The following is an 18,539-nucleotide window of genomic DNA, read 5'->3' as shown; positions in this document are numbered from 1 at the left end:
GGATTCGTGTAGCAGCAGACTATTTTTAAAGAAAACGCGTTTCTGAACGGAACGCTAGAACATTGAAGAGGACAAGCATGAGCAAACTCGCAACCCAGCTGAATGCCCGTTCGGCAGACTTTCAGACCAATGCGCAAGCCATGCGCAGCATTGTGGAGGACTTGCGGGCCCAGTCCGCCAAGGTGGCGCAGGGCGGGGGTGAAGCCGCACGCGCCAAGCACCTGGGCCGTGGCAAGCTGCTGCCGCGTGACCGCGTGCAGATGCTGCTGGACCCGGGCACGCCGTTTCTGGAGCTGGCGCCGCTGGCTGCGCTGAACATGTACAACAACGATGCGCCTGGCGCGGGCCTGATCGTCGGCGTGGGCCGCGTCAGTGGGGTGGACTGCATGATCGTCTGCAATGATGCCACGGTCAAAGGCGGCACCTACTACCCGATGACGGTAAAGAAACATTTGCGCGCCCAGGAAGTGGCCGCGCAAAACCGCCTGCCCTGCATCTACCTGGTCGACTCGGGCGGCGCCAACCTGCCCAACCAGGACGAGGTCTTCCCCGACCGCGAGCACTTTGGCCGCATCTTCTACAACCAGGCCAATATGTCGGCTCAGGGCATTGCGCAGATCGCCGTGGTCATGGGCTCCTGCACCGCCGGCGGCGCCTATGTGCCCGCGATGAGCGACGAGTCCATCATCGTCAAGAACCAGGGAACGATCTTTTTGGGTGGCCCACCGCTGGTGAAGGCCGCGACCGGCGAAGTAGTGAGCGCCGAAGACCTGGGCGGCGGCGATGTGCACACCCGCCTGTCCGGCGTGGCCGACCACCTGGCCGACAACGACACCCATGCGCTGGCGCTGGCCCGCAAGGCCGTGAGCCACCTGAACAAGGCCAAGCAGCCCAATGCGGCGGACAAGGCACCGCAGGCGCCCGGTTACCCCACGGAAGAGCTGTATGGCGTGATCCCGGTCGATACCCGCAAGCCCTTTGATGTGCGCGAAATCATCGCCCGCATTGTTGATGGCAGTGATTTCGACGAGTTCAAGGCCCGCTTTGGCGCTACGCTGGTCTGCGGTTTTGCGCGGGTCGAGGGCATGGAGGTGGGCATCATCGCCAACAACGGCATTTTGTTCAGCGAGTCGGCCGTCAAGGGCGCGCACTTTATCGAGCTGTGCTGCCAGCGCAAGATTCCGCTGGTGTTCCTGCAGAACATCACCGGCTTCATGGTCGGCCGCAAGTACGAGAACGAGGGCATTGCCCGCCACGGCGCCAAGCTGGTAACGGCAGTGGCGACGGCCAGCGTGCCCAAGTTCACCATCATCATCGGCGGCAGCTTTGGCGCTGGCAACTACGGCATGTGCGGCCGGGCCTACAGCCCCCGCTTCCTGTGGATGTGGCCGAACGCGCGCATCAGCGTGATGGGCGGCGAGCAGGCGGCCAGCGTGCTGGCGACGGTCAAGCGCGATGGCATCGAAGGCCGGGGCGGCGCCTGGACGGCGGAGGAGGAAGAGGCCTTCAAGGCGCCCATCCGCCAGCAGTACGAAGACCAGGGCCACCCTTACTACGCCTCGGCGCGGCTGTGGGATGACGGCGTCATCGACCCGGCCGACACCCGCCGCGTGCTGGCGCTGGGCCTGGCAGCCACGCGCAATGCACCGATCGAGGACACCAAGTTTGGCGTCTTCCGCATGTAAGGCCCTGAGACAGAGAGGACACCATGAAAAGCACATTTCTGACCGTTGAAGCCACCGGCCCGGTGGCCACCATCACGCTGACCCAGCCAGACGTGCGCAATGCCTTCAGCGACGAGGTGATTGCCGACATCACCCGCGCCTTTACCTGGGTGGGTGCGCAGGACCAGGTCCGCGCCGTGGTGCTGGCTGCCGAAGGCCCGGCCTTTTGCGCTGGCGCCAACCTGAACTGGATGCGCGCAATGGCCGACTACAGCCGCGAGGAAAACCTGGTCGATGCCGGCAAGCTCGCCGAGATGCTGCGCGTGATCTACACCTGCCCCAAGCCCACCATCGCGCGGGTGCAGGGCGATGTCTACGCCGGTGGCATGGGCCTGGTGGCCTGCTGCGACATGGCGGTGGCGGCCAGCCAGGCCGGTTTTTGCCTCAGCGAGGTGAAGATCGGCCTGATCCCCGCCACCATCAGCCCCTATGTGATCCGCGCGATGGGCGCACGTGCCGCGCACCGCTACTTTTTGACCGGCGAGCGCTTTGACGCCGCCGAAGCGCTGCGCACCGGCTTTGTCCACCAGGTGGTGGAGGCCGAGGCGCTGGACAGCGCCGTGGACGGCCTGCTCAAGCACCTGCTGAGCGCCAGCCCGGCCGCAGTGCAGGCCTGCAAGAAGCTGGTGATCGATGTGGCCGGCCGCGAGGTGGACGAGGCCTTGATCGCCGAGACGGTGGCCGGCATTGCCGACATCCGCTCCAGCGCCGAAGGCAAGGAAGGCGTGCAGGCATTCTTGAACAAACGCAAACCCAGCTGGCTGGGAGGCTGATGTACCTAGAACGCGGCCTTGGATGGCAGACAGCAAGCAGGCAATGGCGCTATAAACAGCGCGTTTGCTGACTGGCACTGAGGAGCACCCCCATGGATATCTGGAACACCATCGTCATCTGGTTGCACGGCATCGGCCTGCATCTGGACAAGGACACCGCCCAAACGGTGGGGCAGGCGGCCGACCAGGTCGGCCAGGCAGCAGGCCAGATGGGCCAGGCCATGGCGCAGTGGGACTGGGGCCAGCTGATGGCGCTGGCGGCTGCGCTGGGCTGGGCCAGTGGCTTTCGGCTCTACGCGGTGGTGTTTGTGACGGGCATGCTGGGCGCCACGGACGTGTTGCACTTGCCCGGTGGGCTGTCAGTGTTGCAGCAGCCGGTGATCCTGTTCATCAGCGGTGCGCTGCTGTTTGTCGAGTTCTTTGCCGACAAGATTCCTGGCGTGGACTCGGCCTGGGATGTGGTGCAAAGCGTGGTGCGGGTGCCGGCAGGCGCGGCCTTGGCGGCCAGCGTGTTTGGCACTGACAACGCGACGATGGCCACCGCCGCTGCGCTGATGGGCGGCACCCTGGCGCTGAGCAGCCAAGTGGCCAAGACGACCACGCGGGCGGCGATCAACACCAGCCCGGAGCCGTTCTCCAACTGGGGTGCGAGCCTGCTGGAGGATGGGGTCTCGATCGGTGCGGTGTGGCTGGCGATCAACCACCCGCTGGTGTTTGCGATAGCGCTGGCTGTGGTGCTGGTGCTGATGTGGGTGATGACCTGGGTGTTGTGGAAATTTTTGCGGGCCGTAGTGCGCCGGATTCGCCGGTGGCTGGGCCATGAAGAGCCGGTGGCCTTGGCCGCCACGGGCGCGGACCACCAACGATATTGACCGAGGGCTTGCGAAGGCGGGCCGGGGTCAGGGATAAAGACTGAGGAGATTGTTCTATGTTCTCGAAAATTTTGATCGCCAACCGGGGTGAAATTGCCTGCCGTGTTGCCGCTACCGCCCGCCGCATGGGCGTCAAGACCGTCGCCGTCTACTCCGACGCCGACGCCCATGCCAAGCATGTGGGCGCCTGCGACGAGTCCGTGCATATTGGCGGCAGCGCGCCCAAGGACAGCTACCTGCGCTGGGAACGCATCATCGAGGCCGCCAAGGCCACGTGTGCCCAGGCCATCCACCCGGGTTATGGCTTTCTGAGCGAGAACGAAGACTTTGCCGTGGCTTGCGCAGCCGCCGGCCTGGTGTTCATTGGCCCGCCTGCCCAGGCTATCCGTGCCATGGGCCTGAAGGCCGAATCCAAGCAGCTGATGGAGAAAGCCGGCGTGCCGCTGGTGCCCGGTTACCACGGCGCCGGCCAGGACCCGGCCATGCTGCACGCGGAGGCCGACCGTATCGGCTACCCGGTGCTGATCAAGGCCAGCGCCGGCGGTGGTGGCAAGGGCATGCGCCTGGTGGAAAAGAGTGAGGACTTTGCGGCCGCGCTGGAATCCTGTAAGCGCGAGGCCATCAACAGCTTCAGCAACGATGCGGTGCTGATCGAAAAATACGTGCTGCGCCCCCGCCATATCGAGATCCAGGTGTTTGGCGACACGCAAGGCAACTGCGTCTACCTGTTTGAGCGCGATTGCTCGGTGCAGCGCCGCCACCAAAAGGTGCTGGAAGAGGCACCAGCCCCCGGCATGACGCCCGCGCTGCGCCAGCAGATGGGCGAGGCCGCCGTAGCCGCCGCCAAGGCCGTGGGCTATGTGGGTGCGGGCACGGTGGAATTCATCGTCGAGCAGCCCGGCGGCTACGACCAGCCCGAGGCGATGAAGTTCTACTTCATGGAAATGAACACGCGCCTGCAGGTCGAGCATCCGGTGACCGAGGCCATCACCGGCGAGGACCTGGTGCAGTGGCAACTGCAGGTGGCCAATGGCCAGCCGCTGCCCAAGCAGCAGGCCGAGCTGAAGATCAACGGCCACGCGATCGAAGCGCGTATTTGCGCCGAGAACCCGGACAACAACTTCCTGCCTGCCACCGGCACCTTGCATGTTTACCGTAAGCCTGATTGCAGCAGTTTTGCCATCAGCGATGTGCGCATTGACGATGGCGTGCGCGAAGGCGATGCCATCAGCCCTTTCTACGACAGCATGATCGCCAAGCTCATCGTCCATGGCGCCGACCGCGCCCAGGCGCTGGCGCGGCTGGATGCGGCACTGGCTGCGGTGCGCATCGTTGGCCTGCAGACCAATGTGCAGTTTCTGCGCCATATCCTGGCCACGCCGTCGTTTGGCCAGGCCAAGCTCGATACGGCGCTGATTCAGCGTGAGGAGGCACTGCTCTTCAAACAGCGTGGCCTGGGCGCCGATACTGCTGCTGCCGCCGCCGTGGTGGCTGAGCTGCTGCAGGAGCGCGCTACCCAGACCAACGACCCCTTCAGCCGCCGCGATGGCTGGCAATCGCATGGCGTGACCGAGCGCCGCTTTGACTTTGAGTTTGGCGGCGACAAGCTGCAGGCCGCGCTGCGCTATGAGGCGGGTGGCCTGGTGCTGACGGTGGGCGACGCCACTGGCCCGCTGCAGTTCAGCCCCAACGGCGAGCTGGTGGAGCTGCAGTTCAACGGCCAGCGCGACCAGGTGCAGACCTGGCAGCAGGGCGAGGTGGTGCATGTGTTTGCGCCGCGCGGCGCCGCCGAGATCACCGCCTTTGATGCGCTGGCCCATGCCGGTGAGGCGGGCAGCGAAGGCGGGCGTTTGACCGCGCCGATGCCGGGCAAGGTGGTGTCGTTTGCAGTGAAGGCCGGCGACAAGGTCAGCAAGGGCCAGCCGCTGGCGGTGATGGAAGCCATGAAGATGGAGCACACGATTGCCGCCCCGGCCGATGGCGAGGTGCTGGAGCTGCTGTTTGCGCCTGGTGACCAGGTGACCGAAGGCTCGGAGCTGCTCAAGCTGCAGGTTGCTGCTGCATGAAGCCGGGCGCTGCGCTGTCTGTGACCGCGCAGCGCCCTTTTCTGTGCTGAAATCCCGGCCATGAAAATTCTCGTCTATACCGAAAGCGATGAGCTGCAGCAGTGGCTGGATGCCATCCACCTGCACCTCCCCCAGGCCGAGGCCCATGGCTGGACGCCCGGCATGGCGCAGGCCGATTACGCGCTGGTCTGGAAGCCACCGCAGCAGCTGTTGGACGAGCAGGGCGCTGGCCTCAAGGCTATCTTCAACATGGGCGCCGGGGTGGATGCGCTGTTTGCGCGCCAGCTGCCACCCGGTGTGCCGGTGCTGCGCTTGGAAGACGCCGGCATGGCCGTGCAGATGGCCGAGTATGTCTGCCATGCGGTCATCGACCATTTTCGGGATCTGGCAACTTACCGTGGCCAGCAAAGCCAGGGCGTTTGGGCTCAGCAGCCCCTGCGTTTGCGCAGCGACTTTCCGGTCGGCGTGATGGGCTTGGGTGTGCTGGGCGAGCGCGTGGCCCAGGCGGTGGCGCAGTTTGATTTTCCGGTGCGCGGCTGGAGCCGCTCGCCCAAGCAGATCGACGGCGTGCAGTGCTATGAGGGCATGGCGCAGCTGCCGCAGTTTTTGCGCGCCACGCGCATCCTCGTCAACCTGCTGCCCCTGACGCCACAGACTGAGAACATCATCGACGCCGGCCTGTTGGCGCAACTGCAGCCGGGCGCCTATGTGATCAATGTGGCGCGCGGCGCGCACCTGGTGGACGAGGCGCTGCTGGCGGCGCTGGACAGTGGCCAGGTCGCAGGTGCCACCTTGGATGTGTTCCGCACTGAGCCATTGCCTGCCGAGCACCCGTTTTGGCAGCACCCCAACATTCGCATCACGCCGCACAGCTCTGCCCGCACCTTGCCCGAAGAGACCTTGCTGCAGATCCTGCACAAGCTCCAGGCCTTTGCCGCAGGTGAGACGCCCGGCGGCATGGTCTATGCCGATCGCGGATACTGAATCCGCCCCCCCGTTTAACCCCAAAAAACCCCAGAAAAACCCCCAGGAGACCCCCCATGGCCCGCTACCCCCAACGCGTTCAATTGATTGATGTCGGCCCGCGTGACGGCCTGCAGAACGAGAAATCGCCGGTGCCAGCCGCTGTGAAGATCGAGCTGACGCATCGCCTGCAGGATGCGGGCCTGACCGAGATCGAGGTGACCAGCTTTGTCAGCCCCAAGTGGGTGCCTCAGATGGGCGACAACGCCGAGGTGATGGCGGGGCTGGCACGCAAGGCCGGTGTGCGCTATTCGGTGCTGACGCCAAACATGAAGGGCTATGAAGCGGCCGTGGCCTCCCAGCCCGATGAGATCGTGGTGTTTGGCGCGGCCAGCGAGGCCTTCAGCCAGCGCAATATCAACTGCTCGATTGCCGAGAGCATCGAGCGCTTTGCACCGGTGGTGGCTGCGGCCAAGGCCGCTGGTATTGCCGTGCGCGGTGCGATGAGCTGCACCGTGGGCTGCCCCTACGAAGGCGAGATTGCACCATCGCGCGTGGCCTACCTGGCCGAGTTGATGAAGGGCATTGGCGTGGAGCGCGTCGATGTGGCCGACACCATTGGCGTGGGCACGCCGATCAAGGTGCAAAAGGCGCTGGAAGCCACCTTGCAGTACTTTGGTGTGGACCAGGTGAGCGGCCATTTCCACGACACCTATGGCCAGGCGCTGCCTAATACGCTTGCGTCGCTGGAGATGGGCATCTGGAACTTCCAGTCCTCCATCGCCGGCCTGGGCGGTTGCCCCTATGCCAAGGGCGCGACTGGCAATGTCGCCACCGAAGACCTGGTCTACATGCTGCAGGGCATGGGCATCGAGACCGGCATTGACCTGGACAAGCTCGTCGATGCGGGCCTCTACATCAGCGACTTTTTGCAGCGCAAGCCCAACTCGCGGGTGGCCGTGGCGCTGATGAACAAGCGCGCGGGCTGAGGGGCCGAGGCGGGGTTGCGAATGCCCGGTGTGCTGCAGCCGCAGGCGCAAGTCGGCACAATCACGGCTTAACCAGGAGTCAAACCATGTGTGGAGCGGAGTTGCTGAGCCTGCCCGAAGGGGTGCAGCGGGTAGCCAGGGTGCTGCAGGACAGGGGCCATCCGCATGGGCCGCAGATGCTGGAGGTATCAGCGCGCACGGCCCAAGAGGCTGCTGACGCGCTCGGCATTGCGCTGGGCCAGATTGCCAAGAGCATTATTTTTCGCCGCAAGCTTGACGACGCCTGCGTGCTGGTCATCACCTCGGGCGACTGCCGCGTGGACGAGGCCAAGGTGGCTGCGCTGGTCGGCCCGGTGGGCCGCGCAGACGCCGATTTTGTCAAAGCCCGCACCGGCTTTGCGATTGGCGGTGTGTCACCCGTCGGCCATGTGACCAAGCCTGTTACCTTGATCGACCGCGAGCTGTTCCGCTTTGAACAGATTTGGGCCGCAGCAGGCCACCCGAATGGCGTGTTTGCGCTGGCGCCCGCCGATCTGGAAGCGCTGACCGGTGCGCCGGTGGCCGATGTGGTCAAGGAGGTGGCATGAGCGAGCAAGTGGATAAACCTGTGGAATTGCCTGTGGCATCGCCCGCGCCGCTGGCGGCCCGCACCAAGCAGGTACGCGTCACCGGCGCTTTTGCTGCCGATTACGCTGATGTGGTGCCCTCGCCCTGCGTGTCGCTGTGCAAGATGAATGCGGACCGCAGCCACTGCATTGGCTGCTACCGCTCGATTGACGAAATCCGTGCCTGGTCCAAGGCCGAAACGGCAGAGCGCCAGCAGATCTGGTTGCAGGCGCTCGGCCGCGCAGGCCTGGGCAGCAATGGCCGGCCGCTGGTGCCGACGGCGTAAAAGGAGCCAGGTATGAAGACCATCGATTTCTACCTGGACTTTGTTTCGCCCTATGCCTGGCTGGCCTTTGATGCGCTGCCCCAGGCCTTGCAAGGCCATAGCGTGCATGTGCGCTACCGGCCCGTGCTGCTGGGGGCCTTGCTGCAGCAGCATGCCAACCCCGGCCCCGCCGGCATTGCCGGCAAGCGCGAATGGACCTACCGCCATGTCAGCTGGCTGGGAGAGCGCCAGGGCTGCGGCCTGCAGATGCCTGCGCAGCACCCCTTCAACCCATTGCCTTTGCTGCGCCTGGCCTTGCGCACGGGGCAGGGCGGCTGCATCAACCGTTTCACGGCCGATGCGATTTTTCGCCATGTCTGGCTGGGTGGCGCCGATGCACTGGATCCGCAGCGGCTGCAGGCCTTGCAGCTGACCTTGGCCGAGCAGTTGCGCAGTGGCGATGCAGCCGAGCAAGAAGCCAAGCAATGGCTGCGCAGTAACACCGATGCCGCCATCGCCGCCGGGGTGTTTGGCGTACCCAGCGTGGTGGTGGATGGGCAGCTGTTCTGGGGCCTGGATGGGCTGCCGATGCTGAGCGCCTGCCTGAACGGCGATGCCTGGTTTGCCGCCGGGCAATGGGATGCGTCGGCAGACCGTCCCTCGGGTCTGCCCAAGCGCTGAATGCCGCTATTGCAGTTACACGGCGCTGCAAAATGTCTCTTTGGGCCGTTTTGGCAGGCCTAGGACTTTCCCTTGGTTAATGCTGCAGTGCAGCGATTTTCCGCATAGCAAAACGATTTCTGCGGGTTGCACTGGAGTTTGTCAGCGAATTGTCAGCGACCTGCAAGCTTGTGTTGGAAAACCGTCAGACTTGGGTCAGCGCTTCCTTGAAGAATGCAGTGTCCGCCAAACAAAAGAGCGGCATCACTACAAGGAGACAACAACATGGCAACCAGTGCAGCTGCACGGCCGATGTCGAAGGAAGAGCGCAAAGTCATCTTCGCTTCGTCACTCGGTACGGTTTTTGAGTGGTACGACTTCTATCTCTACGGCTCGCTGGCGGCCATCATCGCCAAACAGTTCTTCTCCGGACTGGACCCAACATCCGCCTTCATCTTCGCGTTGCTGGCATTCGCAGCGGGCTTCATCGTGCGCCCCTTCGGCGCGCTGGTGTTTGGCCGCCTGGGGGACATGATCGGGCGCAAGTACACCTTCCTGGTCACCATCTTGCTGATGGGCGCATCGACCTTCATCGTCGGTATCTTGCCCAACTACGCCAGCATTGGCGTGGCAGCGCCCATTATCTTGATCGTGCTGCGCATGCTGCAAGGTCTGGCCTTGGGCGGTGAGTACGGCGGCGCAGCCACCTATGTGGCCGAGCACGCGCCGCACGGCAAGCGCGGTGCCTACACCTCCTGGATCCAGACCACGGCAACCTTGGGCTTGTTCCTGTCCTTGCTGGTGATTTTGGGCACGCGTACCGTCATGGGCGAGCCTGCCTTCAATGACTGGGGCTGGCGCATTCCGTTCCTGGTGTCGATCCTGCTGCTGGGCGTGTCGGTGTGGATCCGCATGACCTTGTCTGAATCGCCTGCATTCCAGCGCATGAAAGCCGAAGGCAAGACCTCCAAGGCACCGCTGCGCGAGTCGTTTGGTGAGTGGAAAAACCTGAAGATCGTGATCCTGGCACTGGTCGGTCTGACCGCCGGCCAGGCCGTGGTGTGGTACACGGGCCAGTTCTACGCGCTGTTCTTCCTGACGCAACAGCTCAAGGTGGATGCCGTGAGCGCCAATCTGATGATTGCGGTGGCCCTGCTGATCGCGACGCCGTTCTTCGTGATCTTTGGTACCTTGTCTGACAAGATTGGCCGCAAGCCCATCATCATGGCGGGCTGCCTGCTGGCCGTGCTGACCTACTTCCCCGTGTTCAAGATGCTGACCGAAGCGGCCAACCCCGATCTGGCAGCGGCGCAAGCCAAGAACAAGGTGGTGGTGATCGCCAACCCGGCTGAGTGCTCCTTCCAGTTCAACCCGACGGGTACCTCCAAGTTCACCAGCTCCTGCGACGTGGCCAAGCAACTGCTGGCCGCCAATTCGGTGAGCTATGAGACCGAGGCAGCGCCTGCTGGCACGACGGCCGTCATCAAGATCGGCAACGACACGATCCCCAGCTATGCTGCTGCGGGCTTGAGCGGTGACGATCTGAAGGCCAAGGATGCGGCGTTCAAGAAGTCGGTGGCGGAAACCCTGGCCAAGGATGGCTACCCGGCAAAGGCAGATCCAGCCAAGACCAACAAGGTCATGACGGTCGTGCTGTTGACCTACCTGGTGCTGCTGGTGACCATGGTCTACGGGCCGATTGCTGCAATGCTGGTGGAAATGTTCCCGACCCGGATTCGCTATACCTCCATGTCGCTGCCCTATCACATCGGCAATGGCTGGTTTGGCGGTCTGCTGCCCACGACAGCCTTCGCAATCGTGGCCCAGACCGGCAATATGTACAACGGCTTGTGGTACCCGATCATCATTGCCGGCATTACCTTTGTCATCGGTACCTTGTTTGTGCGTGAAACCAAGGACGTGGATATCTACGCCAACGACTGAGCGCACCCCTGCGAGAGGGCCAGGCTACGCGTACGGCGTAGCACCGCCGGCCTTCCACTCCAACAGCACCTGCGGGTGCTGTTTTTTTGCGCCTTTTCCAGGCCTCATGGTTAATACCAGGGTCTGTCATGCAAGTGTGGTAGCGATGCGTCACTCTCTCGAAATCTGCAAGATATTCAGCGCTGCCAACGGGGTCTGCCGCCTAAAATTCAACCCATGTGACCGGCAGTAACTGCTTTATGCAAGTTCCGCCAACGTCCAAACCATTTTTAATTACTCCATCCCCGAGGACACTATGCGTTCACTGAATCGTTTGATGATTGCCACCCTGGCCGTTGCTGGCTCTACCGCTGCACTGGCTCAAAGCAGCGTGCAGGTTTATGGCCGTGTGAACACCTCGGTGGAACGCCAAAAGGTGGGCGATGTGTCCACCACCGGCCTGTTCAACAACGCATCGCGTATCGGCTTCCGTGGCACGGAAGATCTGGGTGGCGGCCTGAAGGCTGGCTTCGTGCTGGAATCGGGTTTCAACTCTGACGACGGCTCGGGCACCGGCTCTGCTGGTGGTCTGACTTTCCGTCGCCAAAGCGAAGTGAATCTGGAAGGTGGCTTCGGTATGCTGCGTCTGGGTACCTTCACCGCCGAGTCCTATTACGCAGTGGCCGACTACGGCGTGCTGGACCAGCCTAACCACGACACCGGTTCGCTGTCGGATGCGCTGTACACCTACGTGATGCGCGACTCCAACAAGATCGCCTACCGCACCCCCGTGATCCTGGGTGGCCTGACCATCGAAGGCGCGACCTCGTTCCACGAAAAGGCTGTGGGCACCAACGACAAGAACGGCTACGACCTGGCTGCCAACTGGGAAAGCGGCCCGCTGGCCCTGGGTGCTGGCTTCACCAAGGTCGGTGGCGACAAGCAACTGGGCCTGCGCGCTCACTACACCATCAACGCCTTCCAAGTTGGCGCTTACTACCAGCGCTCTGACGAAGAACTGCGCGGCAAGCGCAATGCTGCCCGCGTGACCGGTATGTACACGATGGGTGCTTCCGAATTCGTCGCTGGCTTCGGCTGGGCAGGCAAGTGGGATGACGTCAGCAACAGCGGCGCTCGCCAGCTGATCCTCGGCTACAACTACAACCTGAGCAAGCGCTCCAAGCTGTACGCCGGCTACACCAAGGTCGACAACAAGGCCAACGCCAGCTACGCCACCGGCGTTTCCGGCGCCGACTTCAGCACCTTCGCTGCTGGTATCCGCCACAACTTCTAAGCAAGCCTTGGGCGCCCAGCGCGCCTTCCGCTTCACAACCCGCATTCGAGAGGATGCGGGTTTTTTTATGCGCATCCGGCATGCGATCCCTGCCGATCGCTGAGTTGCTAATATCTGTAAATTTGTACAGTGGTTTGCAGGGCTTTGCCGCAAGCTGCGTTGCGTGGCGGGCGAACTCCCTAGAATGGTTGGTCACGATCATTTTGCTCCCCCGCAGTCTTGTCAGACCTCCGTATTGGGGCACCCCAGGCACGCCGCTTGGGTCTTGCTTATACGGCTGCACTACTGCGCCAACGAATTACTGGATAGCTCATCGGTATGTCTCAGGAAAACATTCGCATCCGTGGTGCACGTCAGCACAACCTCAAGAATCTGGATCTGGATATCCGCACAGGGGAGTTGACCGTGGTAACCGGCCCCAGCGGCTCGGGCAAATCCAGCTTGGTGTTCGACACCCTGTATGCCGAAGGCCAGCGCCGCTATGTCGAGACCTTCAGCGCCTATGCGCGCCAGTTCCTGGACCGCATGGACAAACCGGCGGTCGACAAGGTCGAAGGCGTGCCGCCAGCGATTGCGATTGACCAGACCAACCCGGTGCGCAGTTCGCGCTCCACCGTCGGCACGATGACCGAGCTGAACGACCACCTGAAACTGCTGGTAGCCCGCGCTGGCCATCTGTTTGACCAGCAGACTGCTCTTCCGGTGCAGCACGACACGCCCGAAAGCATCTACGAGCAGCTGCTGCAGCGCACGCAGGCAGATGACCCGCGTATCGTGATCACCTTTCCGGTCGAACTGCCGGCCAATACCAGCGCCGAGCAGGTCGAGCAATGGCTGTCGGCCAGCGGCTTTACCAAGGTGCAAGCCGAGCGCGAGGTGGATGCGGTGCGCCATGCGGCTGCCGTGGACAGCAGTAAGAAGAAACCCAAGGCGGGCAAGCCAGCGGCAGTCGAGGCGCCGCCACGGGTCAAGCTGCTCGATGTAGTGGCCGACCGTTTTCGCCTCAGCAAGGCCGAGAAGGCGCGCGTCATCGAGGCGATCGAAGTGGCTTTGAAGCGCGGCAGCGGCGAGATGACCGTGTATGCCACCGCAGAGGCGGATGCCGACGGCAACACCGCCGAGCCTGCGCTGTGGAAGTTTTCTGCCGGCCTGCACTGCCCCGAGAGTGGCCTGCGCTACCGCGAGCCCACGCCGTCGATGTTCTCGTTCAACTCGGCGGTCGGTGCCTGCGAGGCCTGCCGGGGCTTTGGCCGGGTGATCGGTGTGGATTGGAACCTAGTGATTCCGAACGACAAGCTGACCTTGCGCACCGGCGTGATCAAGCCGATCCAGACACCTGCCTGGAAAGAGATCCAGGACGATTTGATGCGCCATGCCGAGGCGCAAGGCATTCCCCGCGATACCGCCTGGGCCAAGCTGACGGAGGCGCAGAAGGACTGGGTCATCAACGGCGAAGAAGGCTACAAGGACGGCAACTGGAGCCGCCAGTGGTATGGCATCCGCCGCTATTTTGAGTACCTGGAAACCAAGTCCTACAAGATGCATATCCGCGTCTTGCTGTCCAAGTACCGCAGCTACACGCCTTGCCCGGTCTGTGGCGGTGCGCGGCTCAAGACCGAGAGCCTCCTGTGGCGCATTGGCAGCAAAAAGGATGCGGACGCCGCCTTGCCCGCTGACAAGCGCTTTATGCCCCAGGGCGTGGCCTGGACCCGGGCGCAGCTGGAAGCGCTGCCAGGCCTGAGCCTGCATGATCTGATGCTGCTGCCGATCTCCCGTTTGCGGGTGTTTTTTGCCAGCATGGACATACGCCGCAGCAATGATGGCGATGCCCAGGCGCTGCGGTTGCTGCATGAGGAAATCAGCAACCGCCTGCTCTATCTTTGCGATGTCGGCATCGGCTACCTGACCCTGGACCGCCAAAGCCGTACCTTGAGCGGTGGTGAGGTGCAGCGCATCAACCTGACCACGGCGCTGGGAACCTCGCTGGTCAACACCTTGTTTGTGCTTGATGAGCCGTCCATTGGCCTGCACCCCCGCGATATGGAGCGCATCACCGTCGCGATGAAGCGGCTGCGCGATGCCGGCAACACCCTGGTAGTGGTCGAGCACGACCCGGCGGTGATGTTTGCCGCCGACCGCATGATCGACATGGGCCCCGGCCCGGGCGAGAAGGGCGGCCAGATTGTGTTTGATGGCACCACCGCCGAGCTGCGCCATGCCGATACCTTGACCGGCGCCTACTTGGGCGGCCGCAAGCAAGTAGGCATGGGCGCCAAGCGCATGGTGACCGAGAGCACGCCAAGGCTGATTCTGGAAGGCGCGACCGAACACAACCTGCAAAACGTGTCGGTGGATTTCCCGCTCCAGCGCATGGTGGTGGTCACCGGCGTATCCGGTTCGGGCAAATCCACCTTGATCCAGGATGTGCTGGCTCCCGCCTTGATGCGCCATTTTGGCAAGCCGACCGAGTTGGCCGGTGCGCACCAGCGCCTGCTGGGGGCAGACCATCTGTCCGATGTGGTGTTTGTCGACCAGTCGCCGATTGGCAAGACCGCGCGCTCCAACCCGGTGAGCTATGTGGGCGCCTGGGATGCCATCCGCGAATTGTTTGCGACCGCGCCGCAGTCGCTGCAGCGTGGCTACACCGCTGGCAAGTTCAGCTTTAACAGCGGTGATGGCCGCTGCCCCACCTGCGGCGGCTCGGGCTTTGAGCATGTGGAGATGCAGTTTCTGTCGGATGTCTACCTGCGCTGCCCCGACTGCGATGGCAAGCGCTACCGCGCCGAGATTCTTGAAGTGCGCATTGAGCGCGATGGCCGCTTTATGAACGTGGCCGATGTGCTGGAGCTGACCGTCAGCGAGGCCGCCACTTTGTTTGCGAAGGACCGCGATGTGATCCGTGCGCTGCAGCCGATCATGGATGTGGGCCTGGAATATGTGAAGCTGGGCCAGCCGGTGCCGACCTTGTCGGGCGGCGAAGCCCAGCGGCTGAAGCTGGCCGGCTTTTTGGCCGATGCGGCCAAGACGGCCTCCAAATCCAAACAGAGCCTGGCGCGCAAAGGCACCCTGTTCCTGTTTGACGAGCCCACTACCGGCCTGCACTTTGAAGACATCGCCAAGCTGATGCGCGCACTGCGCAAGCTGCTGGAGGCCGGCAATTCGCTGATCGTCATCGAGCACAACCTGGATGTGATCCGCGCCAGCGACTGGCTGATCGACCTGGGGCCGGATGCCGGCGAGGACGGCGGCAAGGTGGTGGAAGAGGGCACACCCGAAGAGGTGCGCAAGTCTGGCCGCTCCTACACCGCGCAGGCGCTGCGTGATTACGAACTGGCGATGCTGGGCGAGCGCGGCGACGGCCAGCCCCATGAGGTGCGCGAGCAGCGCGCCGCCTATGCGCTGGCAGCGCCGGCGCAAAGCGCTGCGGTGCCAGGGCCTGGCAACAGCATCCAGATCATCAATGCCAAGGAACACAATCTGAAGAACCTGAGCGTGGATATTCCGCGCGGCAAGTTCAATGTGGTGACCGGCGTATCGGGCTCGGGCAAATCGACCCTGGCCTTTGACATTCTGTTCAACGAAGGCCAGCGCCGCTACCTCGAATCGCTGAACGCCTATGCGCGCTCCATCGTGCAGCCGGCAGGTCGGCCCGAGGTGGATGCGGTCTACGGCATTCCGCCGACGGTGGCGATCGAGCAGCGCCTCTCGCGCGGCGGTCGCAAATCCACGGTGGGTACCACCACCGAGGTATGGCATTTTCTGCGCCTGCTGTACGTGAAGCTGGGCATACAGCACTGCACCAAGGATGGTGCCGCTGTGCAGCCGCAAACCCCCGAGAGCATTTCCGCGCAGCTGATGACCCAATACCGCGGCCAGCTGATTGGCCTGATGGCGCCGCTGGTCGTCGCCCGCAAGGGCGTGTACACGGAGCTGGCGGACTGGGCGCGGCCGCGTGGCTACACGCATCTGCGGGTCGATGGCCAGTTCCTGCCGACCACCGGCTTTCCGCGCCTGGACCGCTTCAAGGAACACACGGTCGAGCTGCCGGTTGCCAGCATCGAGATCAAGCCCGAGAACGAGGCCTTGCTGCGCGAAAAGCTGGCCACCGCGCTGGAGCTGGGCAAGGGCGTGCTGCATGTGCTGTCGGCTATCGGCACCTTGGAAGCGGCCATGCAGGCCGGCAGCGATACCGCGGCCATCGGCAAGCTCCAGGTGTTCTCCACCAAGCGCGCCTGCCCGGTCTGTGCCACCAGCTATGCCGAGCTGGACCCGCGCCTGTTCTCGTACAACAGCAAGCACGGTTGGTGCCCCGATTGCGTGGGCACCGGCGTCAAGCTGACCAAGGACCAGCGCAAGGTCTATGACGACTCCGTCATGGCACAGGACAACCGGGGCCGCGAGCAAAGCTTTGAAGAGCCCGAGGCCGAGGATGTGGGCGAGACCACCTGCCCCACCTGCCAGGGCACGCGCCTGAACGCCACCGCCCGTGCGGTGCTGTTCCATGGCCAGTCGATTGCGGCCATTGCCCAGCTGTCGGTCACCGATGTGCGGCTTTGGGTCGAGAGCCTGCAACTGTCGGGCCGCGAAAGCGATATCGCCCGCGACCTGGTGCCCGAGATCCACAGCCGCCTGGCCTTTCTGGAAGAAGTGGGCCTGGGTTACCTGACCCTGGACCGGGGTGCGCCCACCTTGTCGGGTGGCGAGGCCCAGCGCATTCGCCTGGCCGCGCAGCTGGGCAGCAACCTGCAGGGCGTCTGCTATGTGCTCGACGAGCCCACCATCGGCCTGCATGCGCGGGACAACCACATCCTGCTCAATGCGCTGCAAAAGCTGGGCGCCAAGGGCAATACCCTGGTGGTGGTGGAGCATGACGAGGACACCATTCGCCGCGCCGACCATGTGATCGACATTGGCCCCAGCGCCGGCAAGCGCGGTGGCCGCCTGGTGGCCCAGGGCACAACGCAGGATGTGATGGACGCGGCTGAGTCGCAAACCGGCCGCTACCTGCTGCATGCCATGCGCCACCCCTTCCAGCCCCGCCGCCTGGTGCATGGCGTGGCAGATGCGGTGCTGGCGGCCCCTGCAGACGATGCTGCGCCAGTCGCCAAGAAGCGCACCAAGAAGCAGATCGCTGCGGATGTGGCTGCCGCACTGGCCGCCGACAGCGCCCAGGCCAATGCGGTCCTGGCCGCACCGGCCCGTGCCGATGCGATGGCGCCGCTGCACTGGCTGACGGTGCTGGGCGCGAGCCTGCATAACTTGCAGAAGGTGGATGCGCGACTGCCGCTCAAGCGCCTGGTGGCGGTGACGGGCGTGTCGGGCTCGGGCAAATCCACCCTGGCGCGCGATGTGCTGCTGACCAATGTGGCGGCTTGGGTGGGCCAGCGCTCGACCAAGGCCGGGCGCGATGACATGGATGCCGGCAAGGCGCCGGCCCTCATCGGCTGCAAGGGCCTGCAAGGCTTTGAAGGCATTGACCGGGTGCTGGAAGTGGACCAGACGCCGATTGGCAAAACCCCGCGCTCCTGCCCGGCGACCTATATCGGTTTCTGGGACACGATCCGCAAGCTGTTTGCCGAAACCTTGGAGGCCAAGGCGCGCGGCTATGCGGCCGGGCGCTTCTCCTTCAACACCGGTGAGGGCCGCTGCCCCGCTTGTGAAGGCCAGGGCATGCGCACCATCGAGATGAGCTTTCTGCCCGATGTGAAGGTGCCTTGCGAGGTTTGCCACGGCGCCCGCTTCAGCCCCGAAACCCTGGCGGTGACCTGGCGCGGCAAGAGCATTGGCGAGGTGCTGCAGATGGAGGTGGACGAGGCCGTGGCCTTCTTCGCCAGCATGCCGAGCATCGCCCATCCGCTGCAGCTGCTGCAGGATGTGGGCCTGGGCTATCTGACCCTGGGCCAGCCGTCGCCCACCTTGTCTGGTGGTGAGGCGCAGCGCATCAAGCTGGTGACCGAGCTGACCAAGGTGCGCGACGACATCACGCGCCGTGGCAACAAGGCTCCCCACACCTTGTATGTGCTCGATGAGCCTACCGTTGGCCTGCACATGGCCGATGTGGACAAGCTGATCCATGTGCTGCACCGCCTGGTGGATGCCGGCCACAGCGTGGTCGTGATCGAGCATGACCTGGATGTGATTGCCGAAGCCGATTGGGTGATCGACCTGGGGCCGGAAGGCGGCAACGCCGGTGGCCGCATTGTGGCCACGGGCACACCGGAGGATCTGGTACAGGCAGGCACCCATACCGGCAAGGCGCTGGCGCCGGTGCTGGCGCGCTGATCGGTCAGCGGTGATGGCAGGGCGTTTGCTGACAGCGCGCCCTGCCAGCGCTGGGCACAATGCGCTGAGATGATTCTCAAGGAGCCTTTGATGCATATCGACCCCCGCCACCCGGAAGCGCC

12 protein-coding genes are annotated in these 18,539 nt (G+C 63.8%); all 12 read left to right on the top strand.

The window, feature by feature from the left end; all coding sequences use genetic code 11:
- Positions 1 to 77: 77 nt before the first annotated feature.
- The 12 genes from HS961_RS22130 to uvrA all read left to right on the top strand — a co-directional run bounded on the left by HS961_RS22130 (position 78) and on the right by uvrA (position 18,417).
- Positions 78 to 1,685: a carboxyl transferase domain-containing protein gene (locus HS961_RS22130; RefSeq protein ID WP_182325581.1), complete on the top strand. Its 1,608-nt coding sequence runs from the start codon at positions 78 to 80 to the stop codon at positions 1,683 to 1,685.
- 23 nt (positions 1,686 to 1,708) lie between these two features.
- Positions 1,709 to 2,497 carry an enoyl-CoA hydratase/isomerase family protein gene (locus HS961_RS22125; RefSeq protein WP_182325580.1) on the top strand — a complete coding sequence of 263 codons (789 nt, stop codon included), beginning with the start codon at positions 1,709 to 1,711 and terminating at the stop codon, positions 2,495 to 2,497.
- 92 nt (positions 2,498 to 2,589) lie between these two features.
- Positions 2,590 to 3,369, top strand: a complete 780-nt coding sequence (locus HS961_RS22120) for a DUF4126 domain-containing protein (RefSeq protein WP_182325579.1) — start codon at positions 2,590 to 2,592, stop codon at positions 3,367 to 3,369.
- Between the two features lie 56 nt (positions 3,370 to 3,425).
- A complete protein-coding gene (locus HS961_RS22115) occupies positions 3,426 to 5,435 on the top strand; it encodes an acetyl-CoA carboxylase biotin carboxylase subunit (RefSeq protein WP_182325578.1) in 2,010 nt (669 codons plus the stop codon).
- Positions 5,436 to 5,495: 60 nt separating this feature from the next.
- The gene (locus HS961_RS22110) at positions 5,496 to 6,419 is read left to right on the top strand and encodes a 2-hydroxyacid dehydrogenase (RefSeq protein ID WP_182325577.1); all 924 of its coding nucleotides are present in this window, start codon (positions 5,496 to 5,498) and stop codon (positions 6,417 to 6,419) included.
- A 56-nt stretch (positions 6,420 to 6,475) separates the two neighbouring features.
- Positions 6,476 to 7,387: a hydroxymethylglutaryl-CoA lyase gene (locus tag HS961_RS22105; RefSeq protein ID WP_182325576.1), complete on the top strand. Its 912-nt coding sequence runs from the start codon at positions 6,476 to 6,478 to the stop codon at positions 7,385 to 7,387.
- Between the two features lie 86 nt (positions 7,388 to 7,473).
- Entirely contained in the window at positions 7,474 to 7,974 is a 501-nt protein-coding gene (locus HS961_RS22100) for a YbaK/EbsC family protein (protein WP_182325575.1), read from the top strand.
- Positions 7,971 to 8,279, top strand: coding sequence for a DUF1289 domain-containing protein (locus HS961_RS22095; RefSeq protein ID WP_182325574.1), 309 nt, complete (start codon positions 7,971 to 7,973; stop codon positions 8,277 to 8,279). Before HS961_RS22100 ends, HS961_RS22095 begins: the two co-directional genes overlap by 4 nt.
- Before the next feature lie 12 nt (positions 8,280 to 8,291).
- Complete coding sequence (locus tag HS961_RS22090; RefSeq protein ID WP_182325573.1) at positions 8,292 to 8,939, top strand: 2-hydroxychromene-2-carboxylate isomerase; 648 nt, start codon at positions 8,292 to 8,294, stop codon at positions 8,937 to 8,939.
- Positions 8,940 to 9,203: 264 nt separating this feature from the next.
- Positions 9,204 to 10,862: an MFS transporter gene (locus HS961_RS22085; RefSeq protein WP_182325572.1), complete on the top strand. Its 1,659-nt coding sequence runs from the start codon at positions 9,204 to 9,206 to the stop codon at positions 10,860 to 10,862.
- 295 nt (positions 10,863 to 11,157) lie between these two features.
- Positions 11,158 to 12,135 (top strand): porin, encoded by a 978-nt coding sequence (locus HS961_RS22080; protein ID WP_182325571.1) that lies wholly within the window; start codon positions 11,158 to 11,160, stop codon positions 12,133 to 12,135.
- Positions 12,136 to 12,453: 318 nt separating this feature from the next.
- On the top strand, positions 12,454 to 18,417 hold the full coding sequence (uvrA, locus tag HS961_RS22075; RefSeq protein ID WP_182325570.1) for an excinuclease ABC subunit UvrA: 5,964 nt from the start codon (positions 12,454 to 12,456) through the stop codon (positions 18,415 to 18,417).
- The last annotated feature ends 122 nt before the right edge of the window (positions 18,418 to 18,539 follow it).

Origin of the sequence: Comamonas piscis (genome assembly GCF_014109725.1) — a bacterium.
GTDB lineage: Bacteria > Pseudomonadota > Gammaproteobacteria > Burkholderiales > Burkholderiaceae_C > Comamonas > Comamonas piscis.
The sequence above is the reverse complement of the archived record's forward strand: the minus strand, read 5'-3'. Positions and strand labels throughout refer to the sequence as shown.